The sequence below is a fragment of the Peribacillus sp. FSL M8-0224 genome, from assembly GCF_038003055.1.
GTDB classification, from domain to species: Bacteria; Bacillota; Bacilli; order Bacillales; family DSM-1321; genus Peribacillus; species Peribacillus frigoritolerans.
The window spans coordinates 454,551-470,467 of sequence record NZ_JBBOOJ010000001.1 but is presented as its reverse complement, the minus strand read 5'-3'; the positions used below and the strand labels follow the sequence as shown (position 1 = coordinate 470,467).

Below are 15,917 nucleotides of genomic sequence, written 5' to 3'. Positions count from 1 at the left end.
AAAAATCGAGAAAATCAATACCTTCTTTAAACAACCCAGAATTTTTTAAAACGCTTCCATTATTAATCAAACACATCGTCCTGCCTCAATATTATCAAGGATTCTTGTCATGATTTTTGAAATCAAGAATAGCAATTACAAACATGCCAAAGCTTAGCATCAGGGAAATAACTTCGAAAGTACCCATTCATACATCGCCTCCTTATATCCAGCTTTTCCTGATCAGAGATTGTCCTATACAAGAAAACATAAAGTACTGGCTTTTCAATGGTATATTGCATTAATAATAAAAAGAGCAACCCCAGTATGAGGTGCTCACGTAATAATCATATTCCTTGGAATCAAAAGTACATATTTATTGGAACGACTTCAATCTAAACTCTTTATTGACAGTAAGCTCTTGATTCCGCTTCTGCTATCGAGTGTTTTTTGAGCCACATCATATACACTCATACACTTTGCTCCTGTTATAGAATGAATTTATTATGTTGGTCCAAAGTTTAAGTTTAAGTCATTACTTACCTTTTAATAAGGCCGAACAACTTTTCCATATTTTTTCTTCTTTCTGCTCTCGCTTGGATGGCCTGATCAATGGTAACTGTGATAAAGTGACATTTCGATAAAGGTCTAGATTGAGAAATTAAATCTAAATCTTGGCTTATGACGGTGCCTATTGTGACAAAACCACCACCTGTCATTGCATCATTATGTAAAACAATCAATTCTTCCTCATTTGTAAACATAACAGATCCTATAGGATACGCAAAATCAACTACATTCGAAAAACTAGTTCCTGCACCGAATGGTGGGTATTGCTCAGTAAATGTCACACTTGGGCCAGTATATCGGTAAGCGACCCGGTTGGATTCATGCGAAACGATCCATTCCGAATTGAGGAAAGTTTTTAACCCCTGATCGCTCAACAAGTAACCTGATAACCCCATCGTGACACGTAATTCTTGAAAGTCATTAAAGGTTGGGACGAATTCTAGTGGAACAGATTTACCAACCTGCTTTGAAGCTCCCGGCAGTGGCTCATTAATCTGTATTCTATCGCCTACAGCTAACTTTCTGCCATCAAAGCCCCCAATCTGGCTTAGTTCATAGGTTGATTTACTACCTAAAACATCTTGAACCTTTATGCCACCAGAGATACTTAAATAGCTTTTCACCCCCTGTTGGCAAGCTTTTATCGTTAAGATGTCTCCTTCTTTTACTTTATGGGTTTCCCAGAAAGATAATCGATGGTGATTTAAGTATGCTTCCATTGGAGCACCTGTGAGGGCGATAATTAGATTTCTATGAATTTCAAACTTTCCCCCTAATAATGTCATCTCAAGTGATGCAAATTCAGCTGGATTTCCTACTAGAAGGTTTCCGATAATAAATGAATATTTATCAGCTGCTCCTGATGGCGGTACACCCAGATGATACTTCCCGACGCGTCCCATGTCCTGTACCGTGGTCCATAACCCAGGCTCCTTAATTTCTATCATTTAAAAACCCTCCATGAGCTCATCGATATACTTTTTTCCTTTTTGTACATATTCAAGTGGCGAAAGATCAATTTCTTTTACTTTATTAATATACGTTCCAGTACTTACATTGCTTTCGATCTCATTATATTCAGATTCCTTAACAGGACGATACTTCCATATATCTCCGGGTCTTGCCAAAAAGGAAGTCTCTTCTAAAGGGTTTATTTTATCTACTAAAGGGATAGCTGATCGTCCTATTAGTTGATAGCTGCCTGGTCCATTGACTGGATAAATCACATTGAATGCACCACCTAAACCAATGCTTCTTTCCGGCGTTTCTGTACGGGGACTATTATATTTTGGTGCTTGAATGATCTCATTTGGCTTTAATCCAAGCGGAAAATGCCAACCCGTTCCAGGCAGAAATCCAACCATCGTTATTAAATAGGGTGTCTCTGAATGAGTTTTAATAAATGATTCTTTGTCTGTAAACCCATTTACTTTCATCACATATTCAAAATCTGTTAAGTCAGGGGCCGGGTGTCTGCTCTTAAAACGCAGGGAATATTCTCTTGACACTGGATCGTCGTACCATGCTGGAATTTCTACTATTCGTACTGATAAATTTAATTTTTCAGGATTACTTTTCGTTAAATCTATTTCTTTTAAATAGTCCAATAAATCTCTTGCTGAGACGATGTCCGGATTATAACGAACTAAATAGGATGCATTGGATGAAACAATATCAATAATGCCTGGAATTTCTCTTTTTCTCAGCTCCTCAGTCACCGCAATTGCTTTAAAGTTACTCTCAATTCTCATTTCACGAGAAATTTCAGCATAAATGTATTCGTCTCCTCCGAAATTAAAATGAGTTTCAGGTAAATTAAACAATAATTGTCGCCCCCTTTGTTATTTCAGCTTTTTCATCCGCCTGCTTATTGTCGCAGGACTAACACCTAGTACCTTAGATAATTTATCGGCAGTGCCGTATTTTTGCATCCCTCTTTGAATAAGTTGAGTTTCTAATTCTTCTACCGCTTCTTTAAGCGGCATTAATTCTAAAACTAATAGTTGTTTTTTCTTTTTTTGAACTTCCCCGTACAAAAATTTCAATGCATGCTCCCGTTTAATCCATTCTCCCTCGCCCAATAATGTTAAGCGCTCCACTATATTTTGAAGTTCCCTTACATTTCCCGGCCATGAATATGTCTCTAAAACTTCAATGGCTTCTGGGGTGAAACTTTTCTTGATATCATACATTTTTTTAAATTGTTCCAAAAAATAAATGGCGAGGGGAAAGATATCATCTTTTCGTTCACGTAATGGCGGAATACTGAATGGAATAACATATAATCGGTAGTATAAATCCTCCCTGAATTCACCTTGGTTCACCAACTCTCGTAAGTCCTTATTGGTTGCTGTTATAATTCGAACATCTACAGGTCTCGGATGGGTCCCGCCAATTCTAGTCACTTCTCGTTCCTGCAACACACGTAATAGCTTCACTTGCATATTTAAAGGAAGTTCACCAATTTCATCGAGAAAAAGCGTGCTGTTATTAGCAATTTCAAACAACCCTGCTTTCCCATTTTTATCTGCACCAGTAAATGCCCCTTTTTCATAACCGAACAATTCACTTTCAATGAGATTCTCCGGAATAGCACCGCAGTTAATCCGGACTAGCTGCTGGTTACTCCGAGGACTGGCTGAATGAATTTGGTGGACAAATACTTCTTTCCCAACACCGGATTCACCTTCCAATAGAATAGTCGAATTAAATTGGGCTACTCGCTTTATCTCTACTACTAAGCGCTCAATTGTTTTCGAACGATAAACAAGTTGTTTATTGTTAAAATCATCATGATCTTGTAGAGTTTGAGAACTTTCGTCCGACTGATAATGAATTGAGGGACTTTCTTGTGTAATATCCCTTGAAAGTACAACTACTTTTTCTAATTTCCCTTCATGGTACACCGGGGTAGCGACAGACCAGACTCTACTTTTTCCCATAGAATCCTGAATCGATGTAACCTTTTTCTTTTGTTTTTGACATAGTTCAAAAACATTAGGCTGAAAAATGTTCTTTCTTGTAAACTCACTTATATGCTTACCAATTATGTTTTCTGGATTTTCTACTTTCCAAAAATCGTTAAGAAACATTCCCGCTACACGAATGATTTTTCCGCTTTCGTCAATGACGAGAATTTGTTCCTGGGAAGAAGCATATACCGTTTGTAAATCAGAATTCAGATTTCGAACAAAGTCTAATTCTTTAACAGAATCCTCGAAAACTTCACGCGAGAAAAAAATATGAATGAGTCCTTTTATTTTATCTTCCATTTTTAAAGGGTAAAAATTCCCAACTGTGTATTTAAAATTAATAGAAGCGTTCACATTTATAAGAGTTTCCCCAGTCATTACTTTATCAAGGTTTTTATCGATACTTAATAACACTTTATAGTCTCGAAACTGTAAAAATGAGCGGTGGAGACCTAAAATACTTTCTGCTGTTTCATTAATATATTCTATTTGGTAATCGATATTCGTTCGGACAATTCCTACCCCAGCTCCATGTAAAAGGAGATTTAAATCCTTCAAATTCAGCTCACTGATTTGATTTCGGGCATGTTCAATTGTAGTGAAGCCGATAATTTCTCCATTGGCATCTTCCCCTATAATAAGAGTAACGTTATGGAAAAATTCAACAGGCGAAAACTGTGGGACTTTTAAAATATCATTTTTATAGATAATTGGCTTTGATAAGTCTTCATTTTGAGCAATTTGGTTCATTAGAATCTCGATAGTACTATAGCCAACTAAAGACCCCTTATCCTTAACAAACACAATATTCGTTTTTTGATTTGATAATTTTTGAATGACAGCTCCAATAGTGCAATGTATATTAACATATACTGAAATCGGTTTAAGAATATCGTTCCAAATAATCAACTTACTCCCCCTCCCGATTACGAAATCTTTATTTTATTATACTTTTTTTAGTTAAGGATATGCATTTAGAAGTATTTTAATATAAAAATAATTTTGATTATTTGGATAACTATATCTATAATTTGTTTCAACAACTAGTGAAATAATTACGGCTTAGTTTGAGAAGTTTACAAATTAATTGAAGAGAGTCTAGAGGGCAATTACAATACAATTCGTTATATTGGGATCTAAACAGAATGACTCCGGCATACAATACCGGAGTCATTTACTAGTCAACTATCTATAAATCCTTTTTTAGGACTGTCCTTTTTAAAAGAGCATCGTTCATTAATTAGACCCCCACTACTATACCAATATACATTTTAGGACAAGTATCTTATTAGATGATCTTATTAATAGGGACAATCTCGACGCCACTCCCTTTTAAAGCTTCTACAACTTTTTTAGCCAGAGTCGGCGCTCCTGGTGTATCTCCATGAATACAAATGGTCTCTGCTTTAATGGAAACATCTTTTCCATCGTGTGTGATGACTCTTCCTTCTTTGACCATACGAACAACTCGCTGTGCCATTTCTTCATAATCATTGATTCGTGCGCCTGTTCTCGTTAGCAAAATGGATCCGCTTTCAGTATGCTCCCTGTCAGCATAAGCTTCTTTTGCAACTGGGACACCCATTTTTATCGCTTCTTCCATCACTTCCGATTGGCTAAGCGCAAATATGATCATATTTGGATCGATTTCATGAATTGTTTCTAATATTGCTCGTGCTATAGTCTTATCTTCCATTGCTTTCATAAATAAAGCACCGTGTGGTTTACAATGCTGGATTTTGACATCTGCTGCTGCACTGAATTCTCTTAAGGCGCCTACTTGATACATCACATAGTCTTTTATTTCTGATGGTGTACAGGTCATGAAGCGACGACCGAAACCCAATAAATCTGGAAAACCTGGATGTGCACCAATCCCTACATCATATTTCTTTGCTATTTCCACTGTTTTTCTCATAACATGGGGATCTCCGGCATGAAAACCACATGCAATATTAGCTGAGGTAATAAGCTGCATTAATTCTTCATCATTGCCTAATTCATAAAGGCCGAAGCTCTCACCCATATCACAGTTCAAATCTACCTTATACATAGTTTTCACCCCTCAACTTGAACTTTATTTTCTGCTAAAAATTGAGTCGTATAATTACCACTAATAAACTGGTTATTTTTCATGATTAGTTTGAGAAGCAAGAGGTTTGTTTTAACTCCCTGTACTTCAATTTCTTCAAGCACTCTCTGCATTTTTGTGATTGCTTGATCACGTGTTATTCCGTGAACAATTATTTTACCGATCATCGGATCATAAAAAGGGGTCACCGCACTGCCTTCAACGATGCCAAAATCCAACCTTACATCGTTTTCGGGTAATTTCAACCTAGAAATTACACCAGGGCTAGGAAAGAAAGTATTAGGATCTTCTGCATAAAGTCTGCTTTCAATCGCGTGTCCTGTTTTGTTTATCTCTTCCTGTGTAATCGTCAGTTTTTCCTTCGCAGCTATTTTCAACTGTAGTTCAACTAAATCTAGTCCCGTTATTTCTTCAGTTACTGGGTGTTCCACTTGCAGACGAGTATTCATTTCAAGAAAATAGAAATTTTGATTTTCATCAAAAATGAATTCCATTGTGCCTACATTTGTATAATCGATTTGTTTTACACCTCGAATGGCTGCTTCCAACAATTCTTTTCGAAGGGTATCATTTAGAAATGGCGAAGGGCTTTCTTCTATAACCTTTTGATTTCGACGCTGGACCGAACATTCCCTTTCAAATAAATGCAAGACATTCCCGTGTGTATCGGCGACAATTTGCACTTCTATATGGCGAGGTTTTGAAATCCATTTTTCTAAAAAGACAGTACCATCATTAAAAAATGAATTAGCTTGTTGCTTCGTCGCATCAAACACCTTTATTAACTCGTCATCATCTTGAATTAGCTGCATCCCAATACCACCACCACCGGCGCTAGCTTTTAACATGAGTGGATAGCCAAGATCGTTCGCAATCAGCAATGCTTCGTCAACTGACTCAATGCTTTTATCCGTACCTGGCACAACCCTTACGCCCGCCTTTTGCATTTGGGTACGAGCTTCAAGCTTACTGCCCATAATGTGTATCGTTTCCGCAGAAGGACCGATAAAGACAATATTTTCTTCCTCACATCTGCGTACAAATTCCGCATTTTCAGATAAGAATCCATACCCAGGGTGAATAGCATCTGCATGTGTTTCTTTTGCTACCTGAATCACTTTTTCAATATCAAGATAACTCTTTTTCGCTTGAGCAGGACCGATGCATACAGCTTCAGTCGCCTCACTGACATAAGGAGCCTCTGCATCGGCTTCAGAATAGACAGCGACTGTTTGAATACCTTCCTTTTTACAAGTACGAATAATTCTCCTAGCAATTTCCCCTCGGTTTGCAATCAGCACCTTTTTAAAATAGCCCATTTACTTTTCCTCCTTCCTTCTTCAAAATTGATTACTGTTCAATGATTACCGCTATTTCCTGTCCTGCGTCTAGAATGTCCTCGTCCTCTACAAAGAATTGTCCAAGAACTCCATCTGTTTCTGCTTTAATTTCATAGAAGTTTTTCATGACTTCCACCATAGCAAGAACGTCACCAGTCTTAACTGTATCTCCTTCTTTTACATACACGTCCTTATCAGGAGCGGGTTTGCGATAAAATACTCCTGGAATTGGTGATAGAACTGTTTTTTGTTCAGCCATGATTGATTCCCCCTATTTGTCCTAATACTTGTTTTTTCATTTGATTGATTTTTTCTTTGTATTCATTTCTTGCCTCGAGGGCTTCATTAATGTCAACAGCCACAAAGCGTACCTTCTCATTTGTTTTGATTTGTGCCATTTTGTCTAAATCCGTACTGATAATTGTACAAATCGTCGCATAGCCTCCACCTGTCACAGCATCGTTTAACAAAGCAATCGGTTCGACACCATCTGGTACTTGAATCGATCCGATAGGATACCCTAAATCCACAACATTTGAAGGATTGCTGCCGGCTCCAAATGGTTGTTGACGCTCTACGAATTTCAAACGCTCCCCTTTAAAACGGTAGCCAACACGGTTTGCTTCCGTTGTAACCGTCCAATCTATGGAGAAAAAGCGTTTTTTACTTTCTTCAGTAAGGCGATAACTGCACAATCCTACAACAACACGTATTATATTCGTTTTTGAGAAAACCGGAATTAATTCATCACTTATGCGTGTTCCGATTGCAATCTTTGATTGGTTTGCATTACCGATTTTCAAAAAGTCCCCAGCTTGAAGTGGTCTTCCTTCGAAACCTCCAATTCCGCACAATGTATATGTGGACCGTGATTCCATAATAAGCGGCACTTCAATTCCGCCAGCTACCGCTAAATACACCCGGGCTCCTTGTTTAACAAAATCAAAGGACAGAACATCTCCAGCCTTAACTTCTAATGTTTCCCACATTGGAACATACTGATCATTAATTTTTGGTGGTATTTCCCCTCCTGCAATAGCAACGGTTACATCTTGTTCGAATTTTAAGATTGGCCCCATATAAGTAATCTCGAGAACAGCTGCATTTTCATCGTTCCCAACAAGAAAGTTGCTTGCCCTGAAGGAGTATTTATCCATGGCTCCCGATGGCGGCATACCCACTTCATAAAACCCTATTCTCCCATAATCTTGAACAGTCGTTTGAAGGCCAGGGTTAATAACTTTAATCATGCATATAACCTCCTTATCACAGATTCTGAAAACGCATTTGGATTTTCGAGAACATCTTTAGGTCTAAAGGTTATATCCTTCGTCAAATAACGGAATTCCCCATTTTCAACTTGTTTTCGAATATCTTCGTACTCCTCCATGGAAATGCTTCGATATCTAAAAACATCCCCCTGTCTCGGGAAGGTCATTGAGTCTTTAAAATCATGTAAACGTTGCTCCTTTTGAAAAATCGGTGCTGCAGCAGTTCCAAACAATTGATAACCACCTGCACCTTGAACCGGATATATAACGGCAAATGAACCGCCGAATCCGAATGCTCTCTCTGGCGTATATGTTCGAGGACGGACATATTTAGGTGCTTCGATTTGCTGTTCGTTTGGAACCATTTGATAGCACCATGGCAAGCCCGGTACAAAGCCTATCATCGAAACCAGATAAGGGGCATCCGTAATTGATTTAATTAAATCTTCTTTCGTATGAAAGCCATTTGTATATGCCACATATTCAATATCTGTTGATGTTGGATCCTGATGTCGATCTCTAAAACGCATTAATGCCTCATGTGTCCAAGGATCTTCAAATAATATGGGTACATCTACTGCACGTGCAGTTATTTCAAAGTTTTCCAAGGAAACATATTGTCCAAGTTCTTTCAATTTTGAAATTAAGTCATCTGGATGAATGAGATCTGGATTAAACCGAATCATATAGGAAGCATTGGAAGGACAAATATCCAAAATTCCTGATACTTTCTCTTTTCGTAACGCCTTAGTAATGGCCATTGCTTGAAAATTTGTTTCAAGACTCATTGCCTCAGCTAATTCAACAAAAATAAACTCATCACCGCCATATTCGTAACGGGTCAATGGACTTCACCTCATTTATTGGATTTATACTAAACCATTGCAATTCTCATGCCAAAACGGAAAACTATAATATTTGTTGAATAATCAGACTATTAAAATGGTAAATCATCTAAATCTGTTTATTAATATTTCAATTTTGAAATATAATCTTTCAAAAATGAAATAAATCAACCGATTACTAGTTCATAATGTCTAAAATATAAAAAAGACCACAAAGCGTTCTAGGCTTTTGCGGTCTCTCAATTTATGTCCTCATCAACAATAATGAAAACTATCTATAAAGTATTTTCTTACAAAGAGTCCATTACTACTAATAACCAAGTTTTTTTTCTACAACGTTCATTAGGGGTTTACCGTCAGAAAAAAGCTTTAAATTTCTCAGGAATAATTCCATCACGCGGTCTAGGTGCTTGGAAGAGTTGTAAGCATTATGTGGGGAAACCATGACATTTTCCAGCTGCCAGAAAGGGTGGTCCTTAGGTAAAGGTTCTACTTCAAACACATCCAGAGCCGCTCCTGCTATGTGCCCATTGCTCAAGGAATGAATTAAATCTTCATCCACAATCGTATTACCTCGGCCGACATTAATTACATAGCTGCCTTTTTTCATTTTATTTAAGCGTTCTTTATTAAAAAAGTATGAAGTATCTTTTGTAAACGGAAGGGCCAAGACGACAAAGTCGGACCTGGAAAGGACATCATCCACTTGATCCATTCCCATTATCAAATCAGCAGGTTCATATTCTGTGTTCCTCTTGGAGGGGTTCCGACGGCACCCAATAACGGTCATACCCAGTGCTTTACATCTCTTTGCTATCTCATGGCCAATATCACCATACCCAATTATCCCCACTGTCGCATTTTCAAGATCTTTCACTGGAATTTCAACCCACGTTTTGTTTATTTGATTTCTGATCATTGTCGGTACGCCTCTTGCTAACGAAGATAGCATCGCAATTGTATGCTCGGCTATCGGGACAGATGTGCAGCCTTTGACATTGGTGATGATGACATCGCTGTTTTTTATATCTTCATTCAGCATGGCCTCCACTCCAGCACTATCTGAATGGACCCATTTAATCTTTGGAGCTTTTTTTATAATGTTAAGATTATCATGAAGCCCCAGCGTATATAGGACATCAAACTTTGTTAAATCAACCGTTGGCTTTGGTTCGGGTTCGCCGAATTCCCATGGCTCGACAACAACTTCTGAACAAATCTCCTTAAACTGATTGATGTATTTTTCCGGTATATCGACCCTGATATAAAGTGAAGGTGCTGTTTTCTTAGAAGCGGACATTATAAAACCTCCTCAAGAACCTACGATTCCTTTTTCCCTCTTTTACGGGAAGGCAATCCGTTGGGATTATACCATGCCGTGCTTCATGGTCACTTCAAGAAATCTGGTTGCTCTTTTCTGATCCTTTCCCACAGAGGCTGGAAACTCAGCCATCCCTCATATTCCGTTCCCGTTTGTTCTGCAGTCAATTTTGCATACTCTTCTTCTATAAAAATCGGCTTACCTACAGATTCAGCCATTATCTGTGCTTGACATGAACGTTCCATCGTTATGAACCACCAAGCAGCTGAATCTACAGATTGTCCGACCGTTAACAATCCATGATTGCGGAGGATGACAGCTTTGAATTGACCTAAAGCCTTAGCGATGCGTTTACCTTCTTCGGATGCATAAACCACACCTGTAAAATCATCAAATAATGCATGATCATTGTAAAATTGGCAGGCATCTTGCGTAATCGGGTCTAACAGTCTCCCTAAGGAAGACCATGTCTTTCCATAGACCGAATGAGCATGTGCCGCTGCAATCGCATCCGGCCGCGCTTTATGAATTTCAGAATGAATGGCAAAGGCTGCACCATTAACTGAATGTTCCCCCTCTACAATATCACCTTTATGATTAACCAATATAAGATCCGAAACGGAAATTTGACTAAAATGCATCCCAAACGGATTGACCCAGAAATGGTCTGTATATTTAGGATCACGGACCGTAATATGGCCTGCTATCCCTTCATCGAAACCAAACTTTGAAAAAAGGCGGAATGAAGCTGCCAAACGTTCCTTCCGGTGATTGCGTTCTTCTTCCATTGTATTGAATGTTGCCGGTTGCAGGGAAATTGTCTTTGTCATATTTCTTTCCTCCTTGAATCTTTTTCCGTTTTTTTGCTGAAACATCAATTAGCCATGGTATCCATATCAGCTTTACCCTTTATATCTTGCTTTACTTCACTTTCGTTTTTATGATCATTATTGGAACTTAGGAGAGTGATCGTAGTAATGACGACAAAACTAGTAGCGAGCCCGTACAGAATTGGTTGAGTGGAGGAAGGTCCATTAATCACCAATCCGACAATGATAACGATCATGCTGGCAAGAATCGAGTAAAATGCCGCTGTAGCCGTGACCCTTTTCCAAAAGAAACCAAGGATGATCGGAAAGAACACCGCACCGGATAAAATTGCGTAAGCTACATCCAATGCAACTAAAATATCTTGAATCCATATCGAAACGATTATGGTCAATACACCAATCGTTAAAGTTGTAATTCGGGATGTTTTTAAAAATTGTCGTTCACTCATTTTTGGACCAATATATTTTTTAATGATGTCATTAACAACTAAAGTGGACGAAGCAAGCAAAGTACCTGAAGCTGTGGACATAAGGGCAGATACCACACTCGCAATGACAACCCCCAATAGACCAGCAGGTAAAGTTACCATCGCTATACTGGTAAATGCATTTTGGGGATCGCCTAAATCAGGAAGGATAATAAAGGCGCACATTCCAATGATACTGATTGCAATCGCATAAAAAACACTATATAACCCCGCTCCAATCGTTCCGCCACGAGAAACAGCTTTGGTTCGTGCGGTGAATAGACGCTGCCAAATATCTTGGCCAACAACTACCCCGAGGGTAAATAATAGGAAATATTGAAAAATCGTCTCTCCGCCAATATTCCCTAACTCGAAATGTGATGCTGGGAGATTTCCTTTAAGCGAGCCCCACCCTCCTGCCTTAGAGATGCTCATCGGAAGCATGATAAAGAAAATACCGATCGTCATGATGACGAATTGCACGACATCAGTCATGGTGACTGACCACATACCTCCTAATATAGTATAAAATAAAACGATTCCGCCCCCGACTATCATGGAAACCGTTAAATTCCAACCAGCCAAAACATGTAAAATTGTCCCCATCCCTATCACTTGCGTTACAGTCAGCATGAATGTATAGATAACAGAGACAAGGGCACTGATCAATCTTGTCTGAGAGTTGTAGCGCTTCTCAAGCATTTCACTGATCGTCAATACTTTTAAATTAAATATCTTATTTGTTAAAAACAGCCCAATAGCGATAATGCCGAGCCCGATCATCACCACTAGCCAAATACCGGATATCCCAAACTGATAACCTAACTTTGCTGTTCCTAGAGTGGAAGCCCCCCCTAATATAACAGCAGCTAAACAGGATAAATACATAAAATGACCAAGATTGCGTCCTGCCACAATGAAATCATCTGCTGTTTTTGCCCGTTTGGATCCGATTACTCCCACAATGATTAAAACAGAAAAATATAGAATCATGATCGATATATCCAAAATATGCATGTACACATCTCCTTTTGGGCTTGTATTGTTCTTATCGCTTTGTAAAGAGGGAAGAAAGGACTTTACCGCTTCCTTCCTTCTCTACAGTTAAATGAGGAAACTAATTATTAAGCTGCGTTTCCAAATCTCCTACTCTCTCTTTCTTCTCCATTTTCCCTTTTTTTGCGAGTGCGATGAGTGTGATGAATTCATAGACAATATTAGCAGCTGCGGCAGCCGTGATTTGTCCGTGATCGTATGATGGTAAAACCTCAACAAGATCGAATCCAACAAAATCTATATTCGTCAATCCTCTCACCAAGGCTAAAGCATCATCAATGCTGGCACCGGAAACTTCTGGAGTCCCCGTACCCGGAGCATAAACCGGATCTAAAAAATCAATGTCAAAAGATAAAAACACCGGCCCATTCGCAACACGCTCATGAATGACCTTTAACATCTTTTCGACCCCGATACGCTTATAATCGTTTGTCGTGTAAACTCCCAAACCTAAATCCCGGGCATCCTGAAGATCTTCGGGTCCGTACAGACCGCCCCTCATACCAATTTGAAGAGATCGCGATACATCGATGAGCCCCTCTTCTATTGCGCGGCGAAAAACGGTTCCGTGATTATACTTTTGATCAAAATAACTATCCCAAGTGTCAGAGTGAGCATCGAACTGAAGCAGGGCAACGGGTCCATGTTTTTTTACGATTGCACGTAACTCCCCTAGTGTAATGGAATGATCGCCTCCCAATGAAATCGGAATGATCCCTTTTTCAATGACGGGGGTAAGCTCTTCTTCGATCTTTTTATATGTTTCCGAAATATACCCCGGGATGATCGGAACATCGCCATAATCAATTCCTGATATATAGTCAAAAATATTAATATCTTGTTCTGGATTATAAGGACGTAAAAGGATTGAAAAATCGCGAATGGCTTCTGGACCGAATCTCGCACCCGTCCTAAATGATTGCCCGGAATCAAATGGAATTCCCGTAATGACAAAATCCATATTTTCATCTATCTGTTCAACAAATGGGAGCCGCATAAACGTACGCACTCCACAAAAACGGGGTGATTTGAATGAGTCTTTCGGTTGATACTTCGTCATGTAACATCCTCCTAAATTCTGATTCTACTATTATTTTTTTCACTCCATTGCATTTGCAGATGTCATACAAACTTCCATCTTTTCTAATAGAATGGATATTCATAACACCCTTGTTTGGAAATTCTCTTCTTACCTTTTACATAAGCAAGATTCAGGCCAACTATTTCGCTGCGGTATATAAGGCTTTTCATTATTTTGTTTCACCAAATGATTAAAAACTTAATCATTTTCTCGTTTCTCGATTTAAATTTTGATTATTTAGACTTTTTGATTTATATTTTAATTAAGCAGCATCCCAAAACCCAAAGGAGCGTAACGTATGTACGATGATATGCTGGAGGAAGAACTAAATAAAATTATTGAAACATCGAATAATAACATTCTCATTACCGATCAAGATGGAATCATTTTATATTCCAACCCAAAGCTTTGGGAGATTTATGGTATGAAAAGTGACTCTTATATCGGTACCTCCGTCTATCAATTAGAAAGCGAGGGCCTTCTTGCACCTTCCATCAATGCGATTGTTTTAAAGGAAAAGAAAGCGAAACGCATAATGCAAGAAACAAAAACGGGTCATGTTGTCATGTCGACTGGCTATCCCATTTTTAATAAGGAAGGTCACCTCGTTAGGGTAATCAGCTATGGTCAGGATCAAACCGAGATCCTGCAATTGCAGGATCAATTTGAGCAATTACAACGAAAAGTTAAAGGCTATCAAACGGAAGTCGAGGATTTAAGAGAAAAGGAACTGGATTACCATTATCTGATTGCCAGAAGTAATGAAACGAAACATATTTTAAAAACGATCCATAATGTTTCAAAAACCGATGCCACGATTCTCTTATTAGGACCTTCCGGGGTAGGGAAAAGCACTTTTGCCCGTGCTGTTCATGACCAAAGCAACCGAAAGAAAGAACCATTTATCGAAGTGAATTGCAGCACGATACCTGAAAGTTTGTTTGAATCAGAAATATTCGGCTATGAGGCGGGATCATTTACAGGGGCAAATAAGCAAGGGAGGCAAGGCCTGATCGAGCAGGCTGACAGCGGAACTCTTTTCTTGGATGAAATTGGGGAACTCCCACTTGCCATGCAAGCTAAATTACTGAAAGTACTACAGGAGAAAAAGATAAAGCGCATCGGTGGAAAAAAAGAAAACCATATTAATTTCCGCCTAGTTGCAGCAACTAATCAAGATTTGAAGGAGATGGTAAGTCAAGGTAAGTTTAGATTGGACTTATTTTATCGTTTGAATGTGATTCCCATCCAAATTCCGGCATTGCATGAACGTAAAGAAGATATCCCTCTCTTAATTCAGCATTACTTAGAAAAAACCAATGATAAATACCAGAAATACAAAAAAATCCATCCATCGACTTATGAAGTCTTGACCCATTACCATTGGCCCGGAAATATACGGGAATTAGAAAACTTAATTGAACGGTTAATCCTGACCATCGAAGAGCCAATTATATTTCCCGAACACCTTCCACAATCCATCACAGGGCAAGTGGAACCCCCTGAAGATTCCACCTTCCTCGCAATCGAACAGGAATGTGAAGAGAATTTCGATTTAAAGAAGACATTGGAAAACGTTGAAAGGCAATTGATTGCAAAAGCATGGAAAAAATGTAAAACCACATACGAAATGGCAGAACATTTGGGCATCAGCCAGCCAACAGTCATCTATAAATTAAAGAAATACAAAAAGTATTTGTAAATTCATCTGGACTGAAATCCCCCGTAAACCATGAATGGTCCTTAGTCTTTAGCCACAGATGCTATTCAAGCTAAGGGCGCTTTTTAATATTTGCCGGCAATTCGAAGTGAAACGTATGAAGATTATCGACCATTCCAATATAAAGGCCATCAAAAAAATCCCCATTCAAGTTGAATGGGATTCGCAATATCACGTTTCCATATTTTAATGTTACAGCTTACATTATTTCAAACAGATGATCGTCAGTGAAGTTCCTGCAGATCCCCCACCTGTTAAGACAACGGTAGCCACTAAACCAATTAGCTTAAGGGATATTATATCCCCTGCTGATTAATGTACAATTACATCATTGAAAAACCCTCTTAGTATGTTTGGCAACTCCACTATATGT

General features: G+C 38.6%; 14 protein-coding genes. 1 reads left to right on the top strand and 13 read right to left on the bottom strand.

Annotation, left to right across the window (positions count from 1 at the left end; translation table 11 throughout):
- Positions 1–94: 94 nt before the first annotated feature.
- The 13 genes from MKX49_RS28350 to speB form a co-directional block, all read right to left on the bottom strand.
- On the bottom strand, positions 95–187 hold the full coding sequence (locus MKX49_RS28350) for a putative holin-like toxin (protein ID WP_220126990.1): 93 nt from the start codon (positions 185–187) through the stop codon (positions 95–97).
- Positions 188–518: 331 nt separating this feature from the next.
- Positions 519–1,496 carry a 5-oxoprolinase subunit C family protein gene (locus tag MKX49_RS02295; protein ID WP_340874637.1) on the bottom strand — a complete coding sequence of 326 codons (978 nt, stop codon included), beginning with the start codon at positions 1,494–1,496 and terminating at the stop codon, positions 519–521.
- Entirely contained in the window at positions 1,497–2,372 is an 876-nt protein-coding gene (locus tag MKX49_RS02290) for a 5-oxoprolinase subunit B family protein (protein ID WP_323599573.1), read from the bottom strand. It lies immediately after the preceding gene.
- 18 nt (positions 2,373–2,390) lie between these two features.
- On the bottom strand, positions 2,391–4,430 hold the full coding sequence (locus tag MKX49_RS02285; RefSeq protein ID WP_340874635.1) for a sigma-54 interaction domain-containing protein: 2,040 nt from the start codon (positions 4,428–4,430) through the stop codon (positions 2,391–2,393).
- A 379-nt stretch (positions 4,431–4,809) separates the two neighbouring features.
- Positions 4,810–5,574, bottom strand: coding sequence for a LamB/YcsF family protein (locus MKX49_RS02280; RefSeq protein ID WP_340874632.1), 765 nt, complete (start codon positions 5,572–5,574; stop codon positions 4,810–4,812).
- Positions 5,575–5,579: 5 nt separating this feature from the next.
- Entirely contained in the window at positions 5,580–6,932 is a 1,353-nt protein-coding gene (locus tag MKX49_RS02275; protein WP_340874631.1) for an acetyl-CoA carboxylase biotin carboxylase subunit, read from the bottom strand.
- A 31-nt stretch (positions 6,933–6,963) separates the two neighbouring features.
- A complete protein-coding gene (locus MKX49_RS02270) occupies positions 6,964–7,212 on the bottom strand; it encodes an acetyl-CoA carboxylase (RefSeq protein ID WP_340874629.1) in 249 nt (82 codons plus the stop codon).
- On the bottom strand, positions 7,205–8,203 hold the full coding sequence (locus MKX49_RS02265; protein WP_323599578.1) for a 5-oxoprolinase subunit C family protein: 999 nt from the start codon (positions 8,201–8,203) through the stop codon (positions 7,205–7,207). Before MKX49_RS02265 ends, MKX49_RS02270 begins: the two co-directional genes overlap by 8 nt.
- Positions 8,200–9,069: a 5-oxoprolinase subunit B family protein gene (locus MKX49_RS02260; RefSeq protein WP_340874627.1), complete on the bottom strand. Its 870-nt coding sequence runs from the start codon at positions 9,067–9,069 to the stop codon at positions 8,200–8,202. Before MKX49_RS02260 ends, MKX49_RS02265 begins: the two co-directional genes overlap by 4 nt.
- Before the next feature lie 310 nt (positions 9,070–9,379).
- Positions 9,380–10,369, bottom strand: a complete 990-nt coding sequence (locus tag MKX49_RS02255; RefSeq protein ID WP_340874624.1) for a D-2-hydroxyacid dehydrogenase — start codon at positions 10,367–10,369, stop codon at positions 9,380–9,382.
- 89 nt (positions 10,370–10,458) lie between these two features.
- The gene (locus MKX49_RS02250) at positions 10,459–11,265 is read right to left on the bottom strand and encodes a class II aldolase/adducin family protein (protein ID WP_323599589.1); all 807 of its coding nucleotides are present in this window, start codon (positions 11,263–11,265) and stop codon (positions 10,459–10,461) included.
- Positions 11,265–12,704, bottom strand: coding sequence for a sodium:solute symporter (locus MKX49_RS02245; RefSeq protein ID WP_323599581.1), 1,440 nt, complete (start codon positions 12,702–12,704; stop codon positions 11,265–11,267). Before MKX49_RS02245 ends, MKX49_RS02250 begins: the two co-directional genes overlap by 1 nt.
- A gap of 100 nt (positions 12,705–12,804) precedes the next feature.
- Complete coding sequence (gene speB / locus MKX49_RS02240; protein WP_340874621.1) at positions 12,805–13,803, bottom strand: agmatinase; 999 nt, start codon at positions 13,801–13,803, stop codon at positions 12,805–12,807.
- Between the two features lie 319 nt (positions 13,804–14,122).
- On the opposite strand from speB, the gene MKX49_RS02235 reads away from it, so the two are divergent.
- Complete coding sequence (locus tag MKX49_RS02235; protein WP_238141709.1) at positions 14,123–15,526, top strand: sigma-54 interaction domain-containing protein; 1,404 nt, start codon at positions 14,123–14,125, stop codon at positions 15,524–15,526.
- The last annotated feature ends 391 nt before the right edge of the window (positions 15,527–15,917 follow it).

Excerpts from the sequence above, each read along its gene's own strand:
- MKX49_RS02245 (WP_323599581.1), bottom strand. The coding sequence starts at position 12,704 with ATGCATATTTTGGATATATCGATCATGATTCTATATTTTTCTGTTTTA.
- MKX49_RS02295 (WP_340874637.1), bottom strand. The coding sequence starts at position 1,496 with ATGATAGAAATTAAGGAGCCTGGGTTATGGACCACGGTACAGGACATG.
- MKX49_RS02270 (WP_340874629.1), bottom strand. The coding sequence starts at position 7,212 with ATGGCTGAACAAAAAACAGTTCTATCACCAATTCCAGGAGTATTTTAT.
- MKX49_RS02235 (WP_238141709.1), top strand. The coding sequence starts at position 14,123 with ATGTACGATGATATGCTGGAGGAAGAACTAAATAAAATTATTGAAACA.
- MKX49_RS02280 (WP_340874632.1), bottom strand. The coding sequence starts at position 5,574 with ATGTATAAGGTAGATTTGAACTGTGATATGGGTGAGAGCTTCGGCCTT.
- MKX49_RS28350 (WP_220126990.1), bottom strand. The coding sequence starts at position 187 with ATGGGTACTTTCGAAGTTATTTCCCTGATGCTAAGCTTTGGCATGTTT.
- MKX49_RS02275 (WP_340874631.1), bottom strand. The coding sequence starts at position 6,932 with ATGGGCTATTTTAAAAAGGTGCTGATTGCAAACCGAGGGGAAATTGCT.
- speB (WP_340874621.1), bottom strand. The coding sequence starts at position 13,803 with ATGACGAAGTATCAACCGAAAGACTCATTCAAATCACCCCGTTTTTGT.
- MKX49_RS02265 (WP_323599578.1), bottom strand. The coding sequence starts at position 8,203 with ATGATTAAAGTTATTAACCCTGGCCTTCAAACGACTGTTCAAGATTAT.
- MKX49_RS02250 (WP_323599589.1), bottom strand. The coding sequence starts at position 11,265 with ATGTTTCAGCAAAAAAACGGAAAAAGATTCAAGGAGGAAAGAAATATG.
- MKX49_RS02255 (WP_340874624.1), bottom strand. The coding sequence starts at position 10,369 with ATGTCCGCTTCTAAGAAAACAGCACCTTCACTTTATATCAGGGTCGAT.